Source organism: Klebsiella sp. GW_Kp181, from assembly GCF_040062315.1.
GTDB lineage: Bacteria > Pseudomonadota > Gammaproteobacteria > Enterobacterales > Enterobacteriaceae > Klebsiella > Klebsiella oxytoca.
On sequence record NZ_JBEAFR010000001.1, the window covers coordinates 204484 to 223663 of the forward strand.

18 protein-coding genes are annotated in these 19180 nt (G+C 42.1%); 2 read left to right on the forward strand and 16 right to left on the reverse strand.

Translation table 11 applies throughout. The features are described from left to right. The first annotated feature begins 15 nt into the window (after positions 1–15). Together ABLV11_RS01040 and ABLV11_RS01045 are read left to right on the forward strand one after the other, a co-directional pair. The gene (locus ABLV11_RS01040; protein ID WP_105889802.1) at positions 16–1401 is read left to right on the forward strand and encodes an MFS transporter; all 1386 of its coding nucleotides are present in this window, start codon (positions 16–18) and stop codon (positions 1399–1401) included. A gap of 794 nt (positions 1402–2195) precedes the next feature. After that, positions 2196–2522, forward strand: coding sequence for a hypothetical protein (locus ABLV11_RS01045; RefSeq protein WP_016808674.1), 327 nt, complete (start codon positions 2196–2198; stop codon positions 2520–2522). A gap of 150 nt (positions 2523–2672) precedes the next feature. Here ABLV11_RS01045 and ABLV11_RS01050 read toward each other — a convergent pair whose 3' ends face one another. The 16 genes from ABLV11_RS01050 to ABLV11_RS01125 form a co-directional block, all read right to left on the reverse strand. Next, complete coding sequence (locus ABLV11_RS01050) at positions 2673–3659, reverse strand: hypothetical protein (protein ID WP_126488613.1); 987 nt, start codon at positions 3657–3659, stop codon at positions 2673–2675. A 10-nt stretch (positions 3660–3669) separates the two neighbouring features. Beyond that, on the reverse strand, positions 3670–4602 hold the full coding sequence (locus ABLV11_RS01055; protein ID WP_023320443.1) for an ACP S-malonyltransferase: 933 nt from the start codon (positions 4600–4602) through the stop codon (positions 3670–3672). 9 nt (positions 4603–4611) lie between these two features. Continuing rightward, positions 4612–6000, reverse strand: a complete 1389-nt coding sequence (locus ABLV11_RS01060) for a hypothetical protein (RefSeq protein ID WP_126488611.1) — start codon at positions 5998–6000, stop codon at positions 4612–4614. After that, complete coding sequence (locus ABLV11_RS01065) at positions 5997–6725, reverse strand: outer membrane lipoprotein-sorting protein (protein ID WP_348855129.1); 729 nt, start codon at positions 6723–6725, stop codon at positions 5997–5999. The genes ABLV11_RS01060 and ABLV11_RS01065 overlap by 4 nt, the downstream gene beginning before the upstream one ends. 68 nt (positions 6726–6793) lie before the next feature. After that, complete coding sequence (locus ABLV11_RS01070; RefSeq protein ID WP_126488607.1) at positions 6794–8104, reverse strand: ABC transporter permease; 1311 nt, start codon at positions 8102–8104, stop codon at positions 6794–6796. Beyond that, positions 8105–8749 carry a hypothetical protein gene (locus tag ABLV11_RS01075; protein ID WP_126488605.1) on the reverse strand — a complete coding sequence of 215 codons (645 nt, stop codon included), beginning with the start codon at positions 8747–8749 and terminating at the stop codon, positions 8105–8107. Next, entirely contained in the window at positions 8733–9440 is a 708-nt protein-coding gene (locus ABLV11_RS01080; protein WP_004099494.1) for an ABC transporter ATP-binding protein, read from the reverse strand. Before ABLV11_RS01080 ends, ABLV11_RS01075 begins: the two co-directional genes overlap by 17 nt. Positions 9441–9453: 13 nt before the next feature. Continuing rightward, entirely contained in the window at positions 9454–10416 is a 963-nt protein-coding gene (locus ABLV11_RS01085) for an ATP-binding protein (protein ID WP_115239945.1), read from the reverse strand. Then, on the reverse strand, positions 10417–11637 hold the full coding sequence (locus ABLV11_RS01090; protein ID WP_126488603.1) for a beta-ketoacyl synthase N-terminal-like domain-containing protein: 1221 nt from the start codon (positions 11635–11637) through the stop codon (positions 10417–10419). Positions 11638–11641: 4 nt separating this feature from the next. Then, a complete protein-coding gene (locus ABLV11_RS01095; protein WP_148407741.1) occupies positions 11642–14203 on the reverse strand; it encodes a beta-ketoacyl-[acyl-carrier-protein] synthase family protein in 2562 nt (853 codons plus the stop codon). Positions 14204–14287: 84 nt separating this feature from the next. Further along, positions 14288–15448, reverse strand: a complete 1161-nt coding sequence (locus ABLV11_RS01100; protein WP_148407742.1) for an aminomethyltransferase family protein — start codon at positions 15446–15448, stop codon at positions 14288–14290. Between the two features lie 31 nt (positions 15449–15479). After that, entirely contained in the window at positions 15480–15761 is a 282-nt protein-coding gene (locus ABLV11_RS01105) for a phosphopantetheine-binding protein (protein ID WP_004099489.1), read from the reverse strand. A gap of 19 nt (positions 15762–15780) precedes the next feature. Beyond that, positions 15781–16329, reverse strand: a complete 549-nt coding sequence (locus tag ABLV11_RS01110; RefSeq protein ID WP_148407743.1) for a 3-hydroxyacyl-ACP dehydratase FabZ family protein — start codon at positions 16327–16329, stop codon at positions 15781–15783. A 3-nt stretch (positions 16330–16332) separates the two neighbouring features. Further along, complete coding sequence (locus ABLV11_RS01115) at positions 16333–17088, reverse strand: 3-oxoacyl-ACP reductase family protein (protein WP_126488601.1); 756 nt, start codon at positions 17086–17088, stop codon at positions 16333–16335. A gap of 18 nt (positions 17089–17106) precedes the next feature. Then, complete coding sequence (acpS, locus tag ABLV11_RS01120; protein ID WP_126488599.1) at positions 17107–17475, reverse strand: holo-ACP synthase; 369 nt, start codon at positions 17473–17475, stop codon at positions 17107–17109. Between the two features lie 18 nt (positions 17476–17493). After that, the gene (locus ABLV11_RS01125; protein ID WP_126488597.1) at positions 17494–19140 is read right to left on the reverse strand and encodes a ShlB/FhaC/HecB family hemolysin secretion/activation protein; all 1647 of its coding nucleotides are present in this window, start codon (positions 19138–19140) and stop codon (positions 17494–17496) included. Positions 19141–19180: the final 40 nt, after the last annotated feature.

Here is a 19180-nt window from a genome sequence, read left to right on the forward strand (position 1 = left end):
TAGATTGAGGTGGTAATGAACGATAACAAAATGACGCCAGGCGAACTGCGCGCGACCTGGGGTCTGGGGACCGTTTTCTCTCTGCGCATGCTCGGCATGTTTATGGTCCTGCCGGTTCTGACCACTTATGGCATGGCGCTCCAGGGCGCAAGTGAAGCCCTTATTGGCCTGGCTATAGGCATCTATGGACTGGCGCAGGCAATATTCCAGGTTCCTTTTGGCCTCCTCTCCGATCGCATTGGCCGTAAACCGCTTATCGTCGGCGGCTTGTTAATCTTCGTTCTCGGCAGCATTATCGCCGCGCTTTCCGAATCGATCTGGGGCATTATTCTTGGCCGGGCGCTGCAAGGCTCCGGAGCGATTGCCGCAGCGGTAATGGCGCTGCTTTCCGACTTAACCCGCGAACAGAATCGCACTAAAGCCATGGCGTTTATCGGCGTCAGCTTTGGTATTACCTTCGCCATCGCCATGGTCCTCGGACCTATTATCACCCACCAGTTAGGCCTGCACGCCTTATTCTGGATGATTGCCGCTCTGGCGACGCTCGGGATTCTGCTTACGCTGTGGGTTGTGCCAAATAGCCATAATCACGTGCTTAACCGTGAATCCGGTATGGTGAAAGGCTGCTTTAGCAAAGTGCTTGCCGAGCCAAAACTACTGAAGCTCAATTTCGGCATTATGTGCCTGCATATTATGCTGATGTCCACCTTTGTTGCCCTGCCGGGTCAGCTGGAAGCTGCCGGTTTTCCCGCAGCTGAGCACTGGAAAATCTATCTGGTCACCATGCTGGTCTCTTTTGTTGCCGTGGTGCCGTTTATTATTTACGCCGAAGTAAAGCGCAAAATGAAGCGCGTTTTTCTGCTCTGCGTTGCCATTTTACTGATCGCCGAGATCGTACTTTGGGGAGCGGGAGGCTATTTCTGGGAACTGGTTGCCGGCGTTCAGCTATTTTTCCTCGCGTTTAACCTTCTCGAAGCGTTACTGCCTTCGTTAATCAGTAAAGAATCACCTGCCGGCTACAAAGGAACAGCGATGGGGATTTATTCTACCAGCCAGTTTCTTGGAGTAGCGATTGGCGGATCGCTAGGCGGCTGGGTAGACGGCTTTTTTGATTCACAAACCGTTTTCCTGCTTGGCGCCCTGCTGGCAATGCTGTGGTTACTGGTGGCCAGCACCATGAGCGAACCGCCTTACGTTAGTAGCCTGCGGGTCGAGATCCCTGCCGACGTGGTGGCGGATGAGATGCTACAGCAACGGCTACAGGCTCAAGCAGGAGTTAAAGAGGTACTGGTAGTTAGCAACGAACATTCGGTGTATATCAAAATCGACAGTAAGGTGACTAACCGCTTTGAGATTGAGCAGGTGATTAAACAGGGGGCAGTTCAGACCGTTCCCGCGTAAGGTGGTTAAGCAGTCAGGGACATGGTACGTGGCAGGTATGATGTCCCTGCTGCCTACTGGCGAAAGCTTGCGTGACGGTCTCCCCTCCCAATTCTCTTCGCCGCTTTAAGCGTTGGTTTCGCGTTATCCCTCTCATCTTCTTTAAGCTAACGCTACGTTTCAAATCCCCACTTCACCTCACCATAAGAAGGCTGAGCCCTGGCAGACAAGCAGAAAGCGCCATGAGCAGCTACGCAATAAACGCCCCGGGAGGATACCAGCGCCGCTAAGTCTCTGGGATTATCACCGTGCAGCTGTTCTGACCAGGTGATAAACTTCAAAACAGCTTCATTGAAATTGGTAAAGGGCAAACATGAGCTGCCTGAGGGATTATCTATATTAGAACGAAGAAAGCGACGGTGAATTATAGATAGCTTATTTTTATGGATAGCAGTATATGGCCATTCACATAAAACAATCTAACATCACTATGTGAATTCATAATACCCGCAGCATAAAATTTAAAAATTACGTTCAAAAATGCCACATAGCCATTACTTTCAGTAAGAGAGATAAAAGATTGGTAGTAAACCCATAGCCATAAAATATAAAATCAATCAATTATAAAAAACGCAATTATTCGGAATTTTTATTAGAAGCACGAATTTATCATCACGTTAACTATTCATAATGAATTACCGGTTCATTTAAATATTCACTATTATCAAAACAAAGCCCTGGTTAATATTTACGAGGGTGTACTTAGCTTGCCCGCAACTAAGTAATTATAAATAGTAATAGCACAGGAATAAAAAATGAAAGAATTAACACAATATGAAATGGAAAATATCTCGGGTGCTGGCCTCTTTGACCTGCCTTGTGCCCTGGTTGATTTCACTATTCAATCCGCACTTGGGCTGATGAAAGTCGGCTTTGATGGCTCCCTTACCATTGCCAAAACGGCGCTGGAAACCTCTCTGGATATGCTTAGCAACTTGCTGAGTGGCTCCCCATCCAGTATTGGTAGCATTCTGGCAGATCACCTGAATTCAATGATGTATGAAAAATCAGGTATCTGGTCAAACTTCGTCTATGATGCAGCGACGAACTGGGGCGACGTGATCTCTTCTTTACAGAAATAAAAAACCAAGCCAGTCAGGGAACTGACTGGCTTTATCCATTCAACAATACATCCTTTAAGATTAATATTCACATATACTCTACATCCGCTCATTCAAGTCTGTAAACTGAAGTGCTGTCGTGCATATCTCCTTAGTAAGCTTTATTTCATTTTAACGTTCAATTCGATCGCAACGAAAATACATATCACATGCGACGATATAATCATTGTGCCAATGCCAGTAAGCATGTAAATAGAAATAAAAAAACGAAGGCAGAGAGCAGAATAAAAAATAAAATTCAAAATAAACACTCAATCCCGAAAATGCCAAAAAAACATTGAGCAAAACTATCCAAATAAACTGAATAATTAAAACCAGGAATAATCTAAGCCACATCGCTTTATTATAGAGCCATAGCCAGGGGATTGACTTTGATAGATGGAAGTCAAATTCCCTCAGGAACAATCGCCCGAGAAAAATGTAGCGTTTCGATGGGCGGATGAAGATCATATCTAAAAACAAAACAATAATGCAAAGAATAAACATCGCTATCATTAATCTGGCTGAAAAAAAACCACCGGCCAAAGAAAAATCATCCTCATTGGCTAACGGGCTGACTATCAAGCTATTCATTAAAAAGGTGATAAAAAGATTAAAACCGACGTAATGATGTAAATTGCGCCAGACTACCTTTTGAGCAGTAAAATCCTTCATTCGCTTCACGTAGCTATAACGTGCATATTTAAACGCCAGATAAATAGCCATTGGCGAAATAATAGCAATACAAAGTAGTGCAGGACCCGATGACATAAACGACAGGCAGTTCGTAATGAGAAGATAAAACATCGCAAAGTATGAGAAGGTAACGACTGCCGGATGCCACAAAAACGCCTCATGCGAGGATATAGCTTTCCCCTGAAAACAGGAAAAATCAATATGCTTCATGACACATTTATAACCCCAATAGTTTTTCAGCTCGTAAATAAAAGAAAAGACAATTAATGCCAGGATAATGCTCAGGCTCAATACATTACTCGGCAGTAAGTTATAACCATTGTTTTTCCAGAAAAGGAAAAGTAAAAACATAGTTAAAAGATAAAGATAAATAATCACTCGTTTATCCTGATAACGAGTAAATGTTAAATAGTCAGGGATCATAGCACCTCCATTACAAGCCAATCAGCTTTCTACAATGCACGACATTTTCTGGCGCGAAACGCCGGAAGTCATAAAGGAGTTGTCCTAAATAAGCTTTATTGCTGAACTCCAGAAAAGTTACCGGCTGAGAATTCTGTAAATGAGCCGTAAGAGATTTTGTCCATTGCACCGTATGCGTCAGATGTAGAGCCAGATTTTCTTTGATCTGCTCAGGAAGGAATTCTGCATGCCCGGTAACATTCATCAGCACGCTATATTTAGGCGAACAAATATCGATTTTTTGCAAAAAATCGCGCATCAACTGAACACCATCGGCCATCAGACGCGTATGCCATGGGCCGCTAACCCCCAGTTTAACTACCTCTAAACCGGCACCATTAAGGATCTGTGAGATACGGCCCAGATCAGCAGTCGTGCCACCGATAACCTGCTGACGACAGCTGTTATCACAACTCACCTCGACAGGTATACCAGATGCGGAAATCATGTTAGTTAAGGTTTCAAAATCAGTGCCCTTAACCGCGAGCATAGCTCCTTTATGAATTTTACTTAAATCATTCATAATCTTTGAACGGGTATGTATCATCCTAAAAAGCGCCTCCAGGTTAAATGCACCCGCAGCGAAAAGCGCGCTGTACTCGCCAACGCTATGCCCGCAAGAACCCACGATTGGCAAATCAGGCATTTTTTCCAGACAGAGGCAATAGAGCGTCACGTTAATAGCCGTAACGGCAACTTGCTGAGCCGTTGTCTGGACCAGGCGACTCATCGGCCCGCGCTCGCATAAACGGCGAATATCAATTTGGGTAATATCGCTCGCGCAGTCCCAAATATTTTTTGTCACTGCATTCAGATCCCACAAATCAGACCCCATTCCAATAACAGGGTTACCTTGTCCTGCAAAGATAAGAGCGACAGAAGGTGTTGATAGCTGTGATACCATAAAATATCCTTATAAATAGTATTTAAAACCGACATAAATGCTAAGCGTTTCACCAAATAGCGCAAACTCTGATTCAGGACCTCCCAGGGAGCTGTATGCTCCGGCATATAACTCAAACGGCGCCCACTTTCCTTGCAAGGGTTTAATAAAATGGGCCCCAAATAATACGCTGCCATCCGCTATATTTATCATTGCATAGGGTTGCAGGGTGGACTGGTCATGATTACGCAGACTAAAATAGGTATTAAAGTAATGTTTGGATAACAGCATGCCTTTATTTGAAGTGTTACCAATCTCTGAGGCCATAAGATACTTATAACTATCAAACGCCCGGTCTAAAAAATCGTAGCCAGTCCTGTATCCCATCAAGCGAATGAAATCAATCTGCTCCTGCCAGGCCTTTTTCGAATATCCCTCACTCTGGAAATAGTATTCTAAGCCGAATACGCTAAAGCTATCAGTTGTATACTGCCCGCCAAGCGCAAACTCAACGCCTTGTTTATCCTCCACAGAATAGAGTGAGGATGGAAATGCGCCAGCCAGTACGGCCTCTTTTTTATCATTTGAGAAGTGACGCCACTGCTGGCCTTTATGCCAGGAAAACTCAGCATTAATTAAAAACTGTGATGTATAATTATATAGTTCTGATAATGAAAACGCCGGATTATCGCCTAATAGTAAATTAGCGGACAGGCGATGACTAGCTAGTCGGTAATCATTATAGGTTAATAGGTAACGCTCTTCGCTATTTGAGCGTTGTGCTGCAGACCAGTTGCCTGATGATTCATAGTACTTATCGATACTGCTCAATCTGGGAGCTAGCGTAAGTAAAAAATTATAATCCTGATACTCTTTAGATAATGTGGCCCCCCAAAATGATTCGCTATAAGCTGATTCCATTGCTGGCCCATATATTCGGGTTGTTTTAAAACCGGAATAATAATTTGTCAGCAATGTAGCGGGGGATCTTAAGAAAAAGGCCCCTTTTGAAGGTCTCAGCTTCCCACCTTCCAGGCGTGTTGTATCAGATAAAGCATAGGTAAAACGCAGTCGATCTATCATTATCCTTGCACGATTTTTATCTTTTTCAAAGACTCCGGGACTGCGAATCGGATAATAACCTAAAGAATAAAATGAAAAATCCATATTGAGATTATTATCCACTAGATCGCAATGACCTTTTATACCTAACGCAATATCATTATAAACATTGTCGGCCACGTACGGATTGCGACCATCAATTTTCCAGATTGACGGTTCTTTATTTACATATGAAATCTGCGCTGCCAAAGTAACATCCATATTATCTTGCAACGCACTTGCGGACAGACAGTGTCCCTGAACCAGGGCAGAGACTAAAGTAAAAAAAGGAATAAGAACGTAGAGAGATATTTTCATTGCCCCCCCCTTAACATCGCCTCTTTTGTAAAAAAATACTCAGGTAATTTTTCCAGTCTTACGTTACTATATTTCATCACTGAATAGCCTTTTGCATATCGAGCACTCTGTACGACAATTTCAGATGGCCGATATTTACCTAAAATTATCTGGTAATTTTTATATGAGACTTTTTTGAGCAATTGATTATCAAGGGAGTAATAAGATGCTTGATAAGGCCTGAAATCGTCTCCTTGTTCTACAAGGTATATCACCTTTGGATAAGTTACCTTATCCGATTTGCGTATCAGTGATAGTCTATAACAGACTTTCTGTCCGCAAGGTTCAGTACCTTCGATTGTAGAATCGTAGGCGTACTCAAAATTAGTGACGATAACGTCTGCATTTGAGATTTGGCCACTCAGCCTTTGTGCCGGTGAAATAGGTATCGGTTTTCGTAGTTCAGGTGTATAAAACCAGAGATCGTACCAATCAGAAAGCATAATCTTCCCTTTATCCCGTGGAGGATAAATAAACCGGACTAAAGAACGCGCATCTGCCTGCGAGCCTTTTTCAGGTTTCATAAAACGCATTGACACATCGAGAATTTGTTTACTCTCCGGTTGCTCGCCACCCTCTTTATATTCAAGAACAGTTACCGTATAGCGGAAAGGTACATTAGGCGAACGTATATCATCAGCCAAACGTATAATCTCTATAGCCTGAGGTGCCGGAGTCTCGGCTATTACCCAGGACGAAGAAAAAAAGCAATAAGAATAAGTAAGCGCAGTTTCAGGGGTTTCATACTCATTCCTCAGGAATATTTAAACGCAGCAGAAATATTGAGCCGTGATGCGCGATACGAAGGAAGAACAGACGCAAGAGCTGATGTTAAAATCGGTAAAACCAGCGTAGTCCAGAAAAGCTCGACATTATCGATCTTAATAAACGCAGTATATCCTATCGATTGACCCGGGGATGGCGGCATAGCAATCCCATAAACATTGATCATCGCAGCCAAACAATATCCCACCAAAACACTCCCCATGGCACCAAACACGCCAATAAAAACACCTTCCAGCCAAAATAATAATGTCACATGGGAGGCCTCAAGACCAATGGCTCTCAGGGTGGCTATTTCACGCGTTCTCTCAGCAATATTCATCGTTATTGAATTACCAATCATAAACACGACAATAAGCGCGACAATAAGTTTGATAAAGAAATATATGCCTGAGAGCATTCCCTCGACCTGTTGATAAAAAATAGATGTTTCTTTCCAGTCCTTCACAATCAGCGGCAACTTATTGTCAACAATATATTTATTCAACTTAACTATAAATTCATCAACATTATTATTATTCAGCAATATAAGTACTTTACTCACGCCATCGGTGCCCATAATCCTTTGTGCTGTATCTAGCGGAACCTTCAATGCTACATCATCATAATCTTTAATACCGGATGCAAATATCCCACGCAATTTTAACGATAAAGCTCCCTGGCCACCTGACGTATTCACTACCATCACATCAAGCCAGTCGCCATAACCCGCGGCAAGAGTTTTTGCCAGCCCGTTGCCTATTGTAATTTCATTACGTTTTACACGCGATAAATCACTGCCTAAAATTATTTTATCAAAGGCACCTAGTTTCAGGGCAGGTAAAGGCTCGACCCCCTGAGCAGAAAAATAGCTTGAGGTTTCATTTTCATATTGAGAAATAATTCCTGTAAACTCAAGATGCCCTGAAAGGGTGGATATATCATTAGCTAGCGACGAATTATGCATAATATCATTTTTTAGAGCAGCATAATTATTGATGAGATGTTTACTCTTGTTTGCAGTATCAAAGTACTCCTTGTTATAAACTTGTACATGACCAATGTTTGTGCGGATTGTTTGCTGTTGGAGAATCCAGAAAGAATAATTAATAAAGCCGCCATATAAAAATATAGCAACACCGCCAAGAATTATCGCACAAATTGTTGACAAAGTTCTTCTGCGATGCCTTAATAAATTCAAAAAAGAAAACTTAGCATCACGGAAGCGGAAAACGGCACAATAGATGAGAAATAAAGCAATTATAAGCACAAAACCATTTACGAAGATCATATTCATTGACATTTAATTGGCCCTCATAAGGGGTATAATAATTTGCGTAACTTCATCAAGATCCCAGGTAGATGAACCGTTATAAGCCATATCAATTTTTTTATTTGGATTATCCACCTGTAATATTGATAATAATTGGCCAGCCTGTTGATAAAGTTTACAGTTATAAAATGCTCTGTAGCGCATATCATTGACGTTATCTCGAATTCTGCTACTTAATTTTTGTTTTAGCAGTATGTCTGTATCCTCGAGGGTAATAACGCAGCGTCCCAACTCGGCGGGTAGGTTCGCATCGACCTTGGCACGCAGATATCTGATGAGTGGTATGTTTTGATTTAAATCCACAGCTTCATCGAGATAAAAGAAGCCTGTTTTTGCATACTCTGAAGCCTTAATAATATCATTAGTGGCCAAAAAATAGTTTGCTTGCCTCAACATCCCGTAGGCATAAAAAACCAGCGAAGCAATATTTCCGGTCTTTTTGAACTCATCGGATAGAGATTGAGTAGTTTTTGCTAACACGTCAGGCTGAGTTGGAAACCCATTATGGAGTATGCTTTCAACTACAGGCGTATAAGTGGGAGCCGCCGTGACGGCTACAATAACCAGAGACAGGCTCAGGCATAGTAACCTGAAGAAATTATTCATATGAATCATAAGCTAATTCTCCATCACGGATTTCCACCACTCGTCGCGCACGCTCCGTTAGCTGGGTGGAGTGGGTCGATATAATAAAAGTGGTGCCCGTTTGATGATTGATATCTAGTAAAAGATCCAGAATTGCGTCTCCCGTCGCCAGGTCGAGATTTCCTGTTGGTTCATCTGCAACGACAATCTGAGGTTCATGTGCGAGTGCTCTTGCTATGGCGACACGCTGTTGTTGCCCGCCAGATAGCTGCCCCGGTTTCCGGTCTTCCAGGCCGGATAAACCCACGCTATTCAGAAAATGGAGGGTTCGCTCCTTTGCAGTTCTGGCATCGAAATGGCCATTAAGTATCAATGGATAAAAAACATTATCAAACACGTTAAGTACCGGGATTAAATTAAAGAACTGGAAAATAAATCCCAGATGCTTACTACGTATTGCTGCGAGATTTCTCTCTGACAATGCATTCATATTTTTATTGAGAAAGAAAACATGCCCTGCGGAGGGTTTATCAATTCCGGATAATATATTTAACAATGTGCTTTTACCACTACCAGAAGGCCCACATAAAGCCATAAACTCGCCAGCAGCGATATCAACATTGATATTTTTAAGCGCAACAACCTCGTTCTCGCCCATTCCATAATTTTTATAAATACCATGCAAAGAAATAGCTGGCAATTCTTTAATATTAGCTCTCACTGTGGCCTCATGGTTAATACCAGGTATCAAAATAAGTTAATCCGCCATTATAACCGGGCAAAATTGTTCTCATGCGACCGCCCTTAAAAGCGTGCTGAAAAATATAATGCCAGCTCAAAGCAGGCGTTATACAGCCACTAGAACCATATTTCTTTTCAAGATCGAGTAATTTTACAGGATGGTTAAAAAATGGCGTTATCGAACTGGCTCTGCCGGAAAATGCAACCAGATCAATATCTGATGCATAATTTTTTTGATACTGTGATGAGTCTGCGCTAAAATAGGGCCCGCAGTTTACTTTTAGATCACCAGTTGTCTGACTGAAAATAAAACATCCTACTCGTTCGATTGATAAATTCATCCCGGGAATTTTTCGAGATTCTTTCATTTTACTACGAGGATTAATATTTGTTGCGGTAAACGCTAACAATGGTATGGCACGATAACCACCACAAACAATGACAAAATCAAAGATATCCCAGCTTAAATAGTCTTGCGCCAGGCGCATTGCCTGAATCAGCGCATTTTTTTCCCCGCGGATTTTGCATGTCACATTATCTACAGAAAACTTTTTTACTAAATTTTTTGGTAGTGTATCAATGGTAGATAAATGCAGCGTACTTATATCATATTCAAAGCCAGCCGCTTCTCCCCATGAGTCAACATAGATAAAGGCAGTTCGTGATTTCATCAATAGCATACGTTCCTTCTGAGGCAGCGCCTGCATTGCGGCATCGGATACTTTTTCTAACGCGGAGATATACGCCATGTAATTAGTTCTGTTCACTATTTCTTTGTCATAGGCATCTGCGCGAGTACCAAATCGTTTAAAAGCCCAGCTATTTGTATCGGTATTTTTCAAAGCCATATCATAGGAATGTGCTTCCCAAACATTTAGCCAACTGGGACTATATAAAAATAAAGGTGCCTCGGGCTCCATAAGAGACAACGATAATAAATGCATTGCATCATCCATTTAGCTAGCTTCCCTGGCGGTATTGGACAGCAAAACTGCGATAATAGAACCATCTACCCCTAAGCCGGTTTTAAGTAAATGGCTTTTGTGATGTTTTATTACTCCCGGCCCGATAAGAAAGTGGTGAGCTATACCATTAATAATGGGTTCATTAATTACCGATTTTATTAACTCATGACAACTTACTGAATGATGACCAATTATTAAATCTACCAATCCAGAACCAGTAGCGGTATAACCTATTTGCCCTTTGTAAGCGAGGACTGGTAGCATATTCTCCCCTGCCAGAATAGCAATAGCTTTCGCTTCAATGCTGTCACTGAACGCTGTACCATTACCATGAGGGATAAAAGCGCACACGTCCTCAATTTTAACTCTCGTATCATTCAAGAGTTGGTTGACTAGTTTTAATATACAGGTACTCTGCCAGTAAACATCGTTACTTCTACTGGCATTAATCTGTTTATAAGCCGTCTTGATACTCACTCCATCAACAAGTTGTCGAGCCAGGCGATGATGGTCACTTTCAAGTACCAGAACGCTATAACCTTCAGCAAAGATCACCCCTTTGCTATTTACACCAAACGGTTGAACAAGATCCGTATCCAACATTGATTGAGTTGAGAGAAACCAAATATCCTGAGATTTTACCTGGGATATATTAATAATGAGAGCAAGCTCTATACCACCGCGCTCAATTGCATGGCTTGCCAGATGAACGGCTGTAAGCCCGGAGTTACTGGTGCAATTAATATTCGGTGGTAGATACCGCAAACGATATTTTTTAGCCAAAAGCTCTGCGATTATATCCTGAGACATATTTCTGGCGCATAAATTGGTTATTGAAGGAGTCAGCGCAAGATCTTCAATATCATTATAAGTAGCGAAAGAACGATAATCTATAGCATCAACTCGAGGCCCTATACCAGTAATATAGACTCTGATATTATCTTCTCGAAGACAATTCTCATCCAGCATTGACTGCTTTAAGGCCTCATCAATTAGGCGATAGAGTAATTCAGGAATGCTATCATTGCTATATTTCATCTTTGCAGCATTGACATTACCACGAAGCCCACATTTAATAGCTTCATCATTCGACTTGAACCAAGGCGCGGTTTTGACACGCTTTCCCTGTTTCAGATTTGCAATGAGCTGCGAACTATCATCGGCAAATGGTAAATGAACGCTATAACCAGAAATAATAGACTTCCTGTCCATCGTATTATCCTTTGATAATAATTGCGTAATAGTTTCCGCCTTCCGTCGCCCCTACCAGCAATACATATTTAATTTTGATATTCAGAGGCTGACGCACAAAATTTATACGCTGATCAACAAAGTCGCTGGTATACGGTATAGCGGGAACTGCCTGCTTTTTAATACAATCAAGAAGTATGATCAGATTCAACAAGCCTGCACACGAGGCCACGAAGCCAAAAAAGGCGTTGTAGTTGACTACCGGGACTGTTGGATTAACCTGACGAAATGATTCATATATGGCATTCAACTCGATTGTTGAATTGTCAATGCTTCCGTTGCTGGTGCCACACACCAAATCGATATCTCTGGCACAAATTCCTGCATCATTAAGCGCGCGTTCGATGGCTAAGGCCATTGCGCTGGATTTTTCATCAATTTGAGTAACATCAAAATAGCTGTTGTTGCATGATTTACCATACCCGACAACTTCCGCTAAAACCTCAGCGCCGCGTGCAGCGGCCGCAAGCGGATCTTCGAGCATTAACATACAGGCGCCTTCACCAGGTACGTAGCCCTTCGCTTCTTTAGCATAGACCTGATAGTCCCTGACATCAGATGCCGCGTGAATCTTCTGCGTCACCCCATCCATGTATAGAGACATGGATGGGAAATACTCATCAGCGCCCCCGACAATGACTTGCGGTTGAAGCTGCTGGCGAATGATTTCATAACCATAAGTTATTGCACCAAGAGCCGCATTTTCACCGGTTGCAAGAGTAGTGGTGTACCCTTTTACCCCTTCAGAAATACCGCAAAAAGTTGCAATCGCATTCATCAGTGAACCAGGAAACTCCGACGTACGTACCTTTCCAGGGTCTGGCTTCAGACTCTGTAAATATTTATAAGTCGTCTCTTGTGGCCCGCGCGCCATGCCCATAACCAGACCGAGTTCTTCTCCATCGCGCTTAATACGTCGCTTAGCCATATTTAGCGCTTCCGTAAGCGCAATTAGCGCAAAAGTACCGCCGCGAGTAGCCTTACGCGAATCGAAGCGACGCAGGTGTTTACGCGGCTCAAGCCCTTTGACCTGGAAAGTTTTAAAGGTGGATGGTTCATGCGATGCTTCACAGCTGGCAATGCCATAATTTTCCCCAAAAAGCTCCTCAAACTGCCTGCTCTTTATTAAAACATGCAGCAGCTCTTCAGCTTCATTTAATACATCTTGAGGGAAAACGATCTCCTCAAGCTCGACGGCGCTGCTTTCAATTTGACTAATGTTCGCAAGTATTTCATTGATACGATGCCCAATAGCGGATACAGCTCCTATGCCAGTTATCGCTACCCTTTTGGCCTCATATGAAGTCACCGGAACCGAACCCGGCCTGGTGCTTACGATCATGCAGCAGTTGTTACCCCCAAATGCATAGTTATTTTTCATAAAGATATTAATATCTTTTTTCACGAACTCATTCGGGACATAATCCAGATCGCAGTTAGGCCGTGCCTCAGTGAAATTAAGGGTAGGTAGTACCTGTTGGTCAGGCAAAGTGACCAGGCAAGCTATAAGTTCAACGATTCCGGCAGCGCCAATATTATGGCCAAAGTAGGATTTCGTAGAACTGATCGGAATATTTTCAATGTTGCGAAACACTTTCTTCATCGCCAACGTTTCGATTTGATCGTTAGCTTCAGTACCCGTGCCGTGCGCATTAATATAATCAACCTGATCGGGTGTAATCCCCGCATTAGCCATGGCCCTTAACATAACCTGTACTGCTCCGCTGGCTCGCGGATCGGGCCCTGTTTCGTGGTAAGCGTCGCAGGATGTGGCATAAGAAAGAATCTCGCCATAGATGGTAGCGCCGCGTGCAATGGCGTGTTCATACTCTTCCAGTACAATAGCCCCCGCCCCCTCGCCAATTGACATACCGGATTGGCCGGAGAAAGGTGAACAGGATACGGGATGCATGACATTGAGAGCATAAAAGCCAGCAAAGGTCGGTAAATAGATCGGTTCCGTCCCAACTGCCAGCATAGCGCTACTCTTGCCATTCTGAATATAATCGAATGCCATACCTACGGCATTAGGGCTCGCTGTACAGGCCGTGGCAACCAGTTCGACCCCACCTTTCAGCCCTAACAATGTCGAAACGCTGGAACAACAGGAAGAGAAACCACCGGAATACAGCGCCTTACGCAAGGAAAAGTCCTGAATTCGCTGCTCGAAAAGCGGCAGGAAGGCTTCTGTACCCGCAGAGGAAACGCCAACTACTAAGCCCATCTCATCAAGGCAACGAGGGCAGTTAACCAGGTCGGCCTGTATCAACGCGTCCCTGCCAACCTTATATGCCCACAGCGCAGCGTTATCGAGCGAGGCAATAATCTCCTCAGATAATTCAGGACAATCGATTTCATGTAGTACCTCGGCCGCCCGTGCGTTTTCAAACCATTCCGAGAAACGCGCGCTATCAGTAATACCATTTTCCTTCTGTAGCAGGGCTAGCCTGAAACCCTCAATATTATCCGCAAGAGATGACAGGATGCCCATCCCTGTGATAACTACCCTTTTCCTGTTTGTTTTCATAATATCCGGAAAACCCTTGATTTAAACAGCAAATAAAAAAATAACGACCGCGTTTAGCAAGTTAAGTTTAATACTCTCTATGCTTTATAAAACACTTTTCGCTTTCGATGGGTCAATATAGCTATGCGTTGTCGGGTTAACCAGCAAACTGAAATTATATATGAATGGTAAGGTTTTTGTTTTTGCCGCAATATCACCGTGCGCAGTTTTTATTATATAACCGTCTATATCTGATAGTGCATAAGGGGTATTAATAAACGCCAACGCTATCCAACTTTGCTCAGCCGGAGAATATACAGCATTAATAATAAACCCCACAGTCTGCCCATTAACAAGGATTTTATCATCCTTGCTAAGCGACGCGCAATTAACGCACGGAACAATGCCAACAACTTTGCGAGCAGCACTCTGGGCAGACATCAGCTCAACAGCAGCTTTGCCGATGAAATCTTCCTTGTCATACTGGATAGCCCACTGCAATTGTAATTCGACAGGGTTTGTTGAATATTCTGCGTAAATGCTTTTATCCCAGCCAGGATTCTCTACGCGAACTATACGCTGGTAATCCAAACCGCCAGTTTTAAGTAAGTACTTAACTCCAATCCTTTGTAATTTACCCCATAGTTCAACGAGTAAACTTTGAGGGCCAATTACTTGATAGGCAAACTCCCCATGCTTACCGCAGCGGAAGATAATTAAGTCATCTTCAGTATTCATGTATTCGCAATAAGGAAGACCGATGATATCATATCCATAGATCTCGGACATCAACTCCCAGGAATATGGCCCTTCAAGCATGATAGCCCCCCAGTTATCGTCTTCCATGGATTTTATTTCCGGGATCTCCTGAATACCTAAATCATCATATTTTTCCGCTGCTACCTTAAGGACTTCTATAATCCTTTCAACAGAAATATTTTCAGACAATATATAATAACCATCCATGGCGCATAGCACATACATATCACCCAGGATAGTCCCGTCGTCATTCAAGGCGAGTGAATAAATTCCTTGTTCATCTCGTACAATTGAAATGTCAGCAGAGGCAATGTGATTTACAAGAATCCATGCATCTTCGCCTGTTACGCTAACAATGGCCATATGAGAGTAATCGACCAGCAAAGCATTCTCTCTCACCGCTTTATATTCATCTAAAATATCATGATAGGATGAAGGTATGCTCCGGTTGTTATAATTGCCCATCACAGCATTATTTTTTAAATGTAAATCGAAAAGCGAGCTCATAAAACACCTTTATAAATTAGCATTATTGACATCAGGAATGTTTTTTCTGAATAATAAATGAAGCAAGACTATTAATACTTCTCATATATGATGGATCATCCCCTTCTTGCACTTGAATGTTAAAAGCCTTATCAAGCATGACGATAATCTCCGTCGCATCAACAGAGTCCAGCTTCAGTCCATTGCCAAACAAAGGAGTATCGTCATCAATTTGATGCTCTTCACGTTGAATATTAAGCCGATGAATAAGCTCCGCTTTTATAGTCACAAGTATTGATTTTCTTTGATCGATCTTCTCATTAATATCAGTCATAACCTTCCCTTACGATAAGTTATAAAACTTCCCGAAAATTGATAATGGTGCCCTGGCTAATAATTTTCTTTCCTACATTGGCAATTACCGAGTAATGCTTAAAGCCATGATTGTCAGAAAACGTGAGTTTACTTACCACTTCAATAGTATCCCCCGGATAAGCTGAGGCTTTAAACTTCAAATTTTGTGCAGCCAGTACTCCACGTACCTGTGCCCGACGCTTATGTATAACTTCAAGCATATCAGGTTGATCTATATATGTATGGATATCACGCAGAGACAGAAATTCTCGCCCTGTGCGTAGTTGATAAATATCGCAAATATCACACAAAAAAGAGAAATATTCACTAGCCTGGCCAAATATCTCTGAAATAATAGCCCCTGGCATGATAGGATCTTCAGGAAAATGGCCAAGAAGATACGGTTCATTATAAGTGATATGCTTTATCACTTTAACATACCCATTCTCGCCATACTTAAAATCATCGATTCTATCTACCATTAACAATGGCTGGCGCCACCCACCCATAGCCAGAAAAACTTTTGTCGGGATCTTAAATTTTGACATATATCACCGCATAACCATACCACCATCAATGACGATGGTTTGCCCGACAATATAACTTGAAGCAGAAGAGCTCAAATAAACAATAGTATTTGCAACTTCTTCACATTTCCCAAGGCGCTTAAGCGGAATTGAATTAGTGACTTCACGCACTACCGTACGAGACACTTTTTTAACCATTTTTGATTCGATCATTCCCGGCGCAACGGCATTTACTCGTACGCCCCGCGGCGCAAGCTCAGCGGCCAGCGTTCGTGTGAAACTTAAAATGGCACCTTTGGAAGCGCTATAATTAACCTGACCAATACTCGGAACAATAGCAGCAATAGATGCAACATTAATGATTGTAGGATTCTGGGCCGACCGTAACAAAAGTAAGACCTCTTTAGTCATACGAAAAAGCCCCAGAAGATTAGTATTAATAACAGAGCTAAAATCATCAAAAGTCATAGCAGCAAAGAGGTTATCTTTCACTATTCCTGCATTGTTCACTAAAACATCCAGTTTTCCTTTATCACTGGATAATTGTGCACATATGGCCGCAACATCTTCCTGATTCGATAGATCCCCCTGCAGGAGATGAAGTTTTTTTCCAGCAGGATGATTTGATTGAAGCTCCATCAACTGCGCTTTATTCGTGCAGTAAAGTGCATAAACGACGCATCCTTGCTCAAGAAATTTGCCGCAAATAGCGTGACCGATATCACCGCTGGCGCCAGTGACTAATACGGTTTTATCAACGAGGTCATTATAATTATACATATCTATTGATCACCTTAATTAACAAAGAATAGTCACTGCGATTGCATGAGTACGGCAATGAGAGATACTTAAGGAGATATTAGCAACTCCTTGCTCATCGAGGATTTCCTTCAGTCTTCCAGTTATCAAAAACGCTGGCTTTCCATATTCATCATGCGTGACCTCAATATCATGAAAACGAATTTTATTGTTAAACCCATAACCTACTGCTTTTACAATTGATTCTTTTGCCGCCCAGAACCCAGAAGCGCGCTCATAATTTGGGTCGTGCGGATTAATTTTATTAATCTCAGCATGAGTAAACACTCTCTGTAAAAAGCAAGAATTGCTGTTCGTCAAGGCCTGAACAATTCTTTCCACTTCAACAATATCCGTACCAACACGCATGATTTATCGCTACGACAGTTATAATTGGTAATTAAAATTAAATTTAACTTTATACTTATCTACATTTAAATTATCGGGGTAGACAAAAGGGCTCGATAAGGATAAATCGTACTCCAAACCATAAACAACTCCTTTTAAGCCAGTTATGCCGCCCATTATTTTTTTACTCTCAATCTCCTGTACCGGGACCTTACCGATGATTTGGCCATAATCCACACCAAAATAGGGAGTTATGTTTCTATAACCTGTAATAAGATTGAGCGTATTCTGTAGATAGAACCCTTTATTACCATAAATTCCTCCACTATCATCAAAGCCACGAACACTCCATCGGTCGCCTATAGTAAGCTGATCCTGTAGAGTAAGATTATCCGGCGTATACTGTACACCGATATTAAGTTCATAATAAGCATCAACAGGTAATGAAGTTAGCCATTTCATATAATTCACATTCAGATTCATGATCTGACTCTGGCGACTTACATCTCCATTACGCATATCTGGCGTTTCTGTACTTCCTAAGGCCTTGATAAAACGCTGCCAGCTTAAACTGGAATCTAATACGGCCCCGGTGAAATTTTTCTTGTAATTTACCCCGAGCTTCAAATTACTCATATCGCGTTTTTGTAAAACTAATTCTTCCCCCCCTAATGTATAATCATACTTGCGTCTGATGAGTTCTGCACTGGCGGAAAGCTTTGAACTCGCATCACGATGCAGCATTCGTGATCCCTTAAGGCTGAAGTACTGCGTCTTACCCACATAGTCAAAATCATAGGGACCAACATCAATACTCTGTTTTGATTTACTACTACTATAAAAAAGGCTTAATTCAGAGTATCCAAAAGGGATACTATAGTAGGTGCTAACATTTTTATACCCACCAGTCTGACTACTGGTACCGGCCAAATAAAAAATATCGCTAGATTTCGTTAAATTATAAAGATAACCGGTTGTCCCTAAGAGTTGGTTGCCAGTACTTTTATCACCAAAATTGTTATATGTTGTTCTTAAATTCCATCTTTTAGTACGCTGAGGTTTAATCTCAACTTCACTGGTACCGTTGTTAACGCCAGGTATGATATTTATCTTAACATCAACCCAAGGCGTCCTCTGTATATTTTCCAGTCCCTGTTCAATATCTCTGACATTCAGGATATCTCCTTCCTTAAAGGGCAACCCCCATGTACTTATATCATTATCAGATATAATAACTTGTGATATTCGCCCAGGAACAACTCGCAACTTTAGTTTTTTAGTCAAAAGATCCTGAGACGGTATCTCGACTCGGGTTGTTATGTACCCGGAATTAATAAAGTGATCCTGCAAAACGACAGCTGCTTTTTGTAATCCTTTGACCCCCAAACACTTACCGGCGATTCTTTTTTTAATTTTTCGGATCCAGCGATCGTTCAGGAAGTCATTTTCGAGAATAAGCTCATCGATATTATAGCAAGGCGTTTCTTGCGGAAAATCGCTATCTACTGCTATTTTCTGTACGGCTTGCGAAAAAACATCTTTTTTTTCAATCTTGCGTTCTTTGATTGATGTATTATCATTACTCTGCTGTTCTTTTATCATACGCCCGAGCGGCATGTCTGCAAATGTCTTCGAGCTGAAACTCATTAATATCAAGGCCGCGCTGAAAATATATCGAATATCCATTTCGTTTCCTGACAGGTAAAAGCAGCAATCCCTTGCTGCC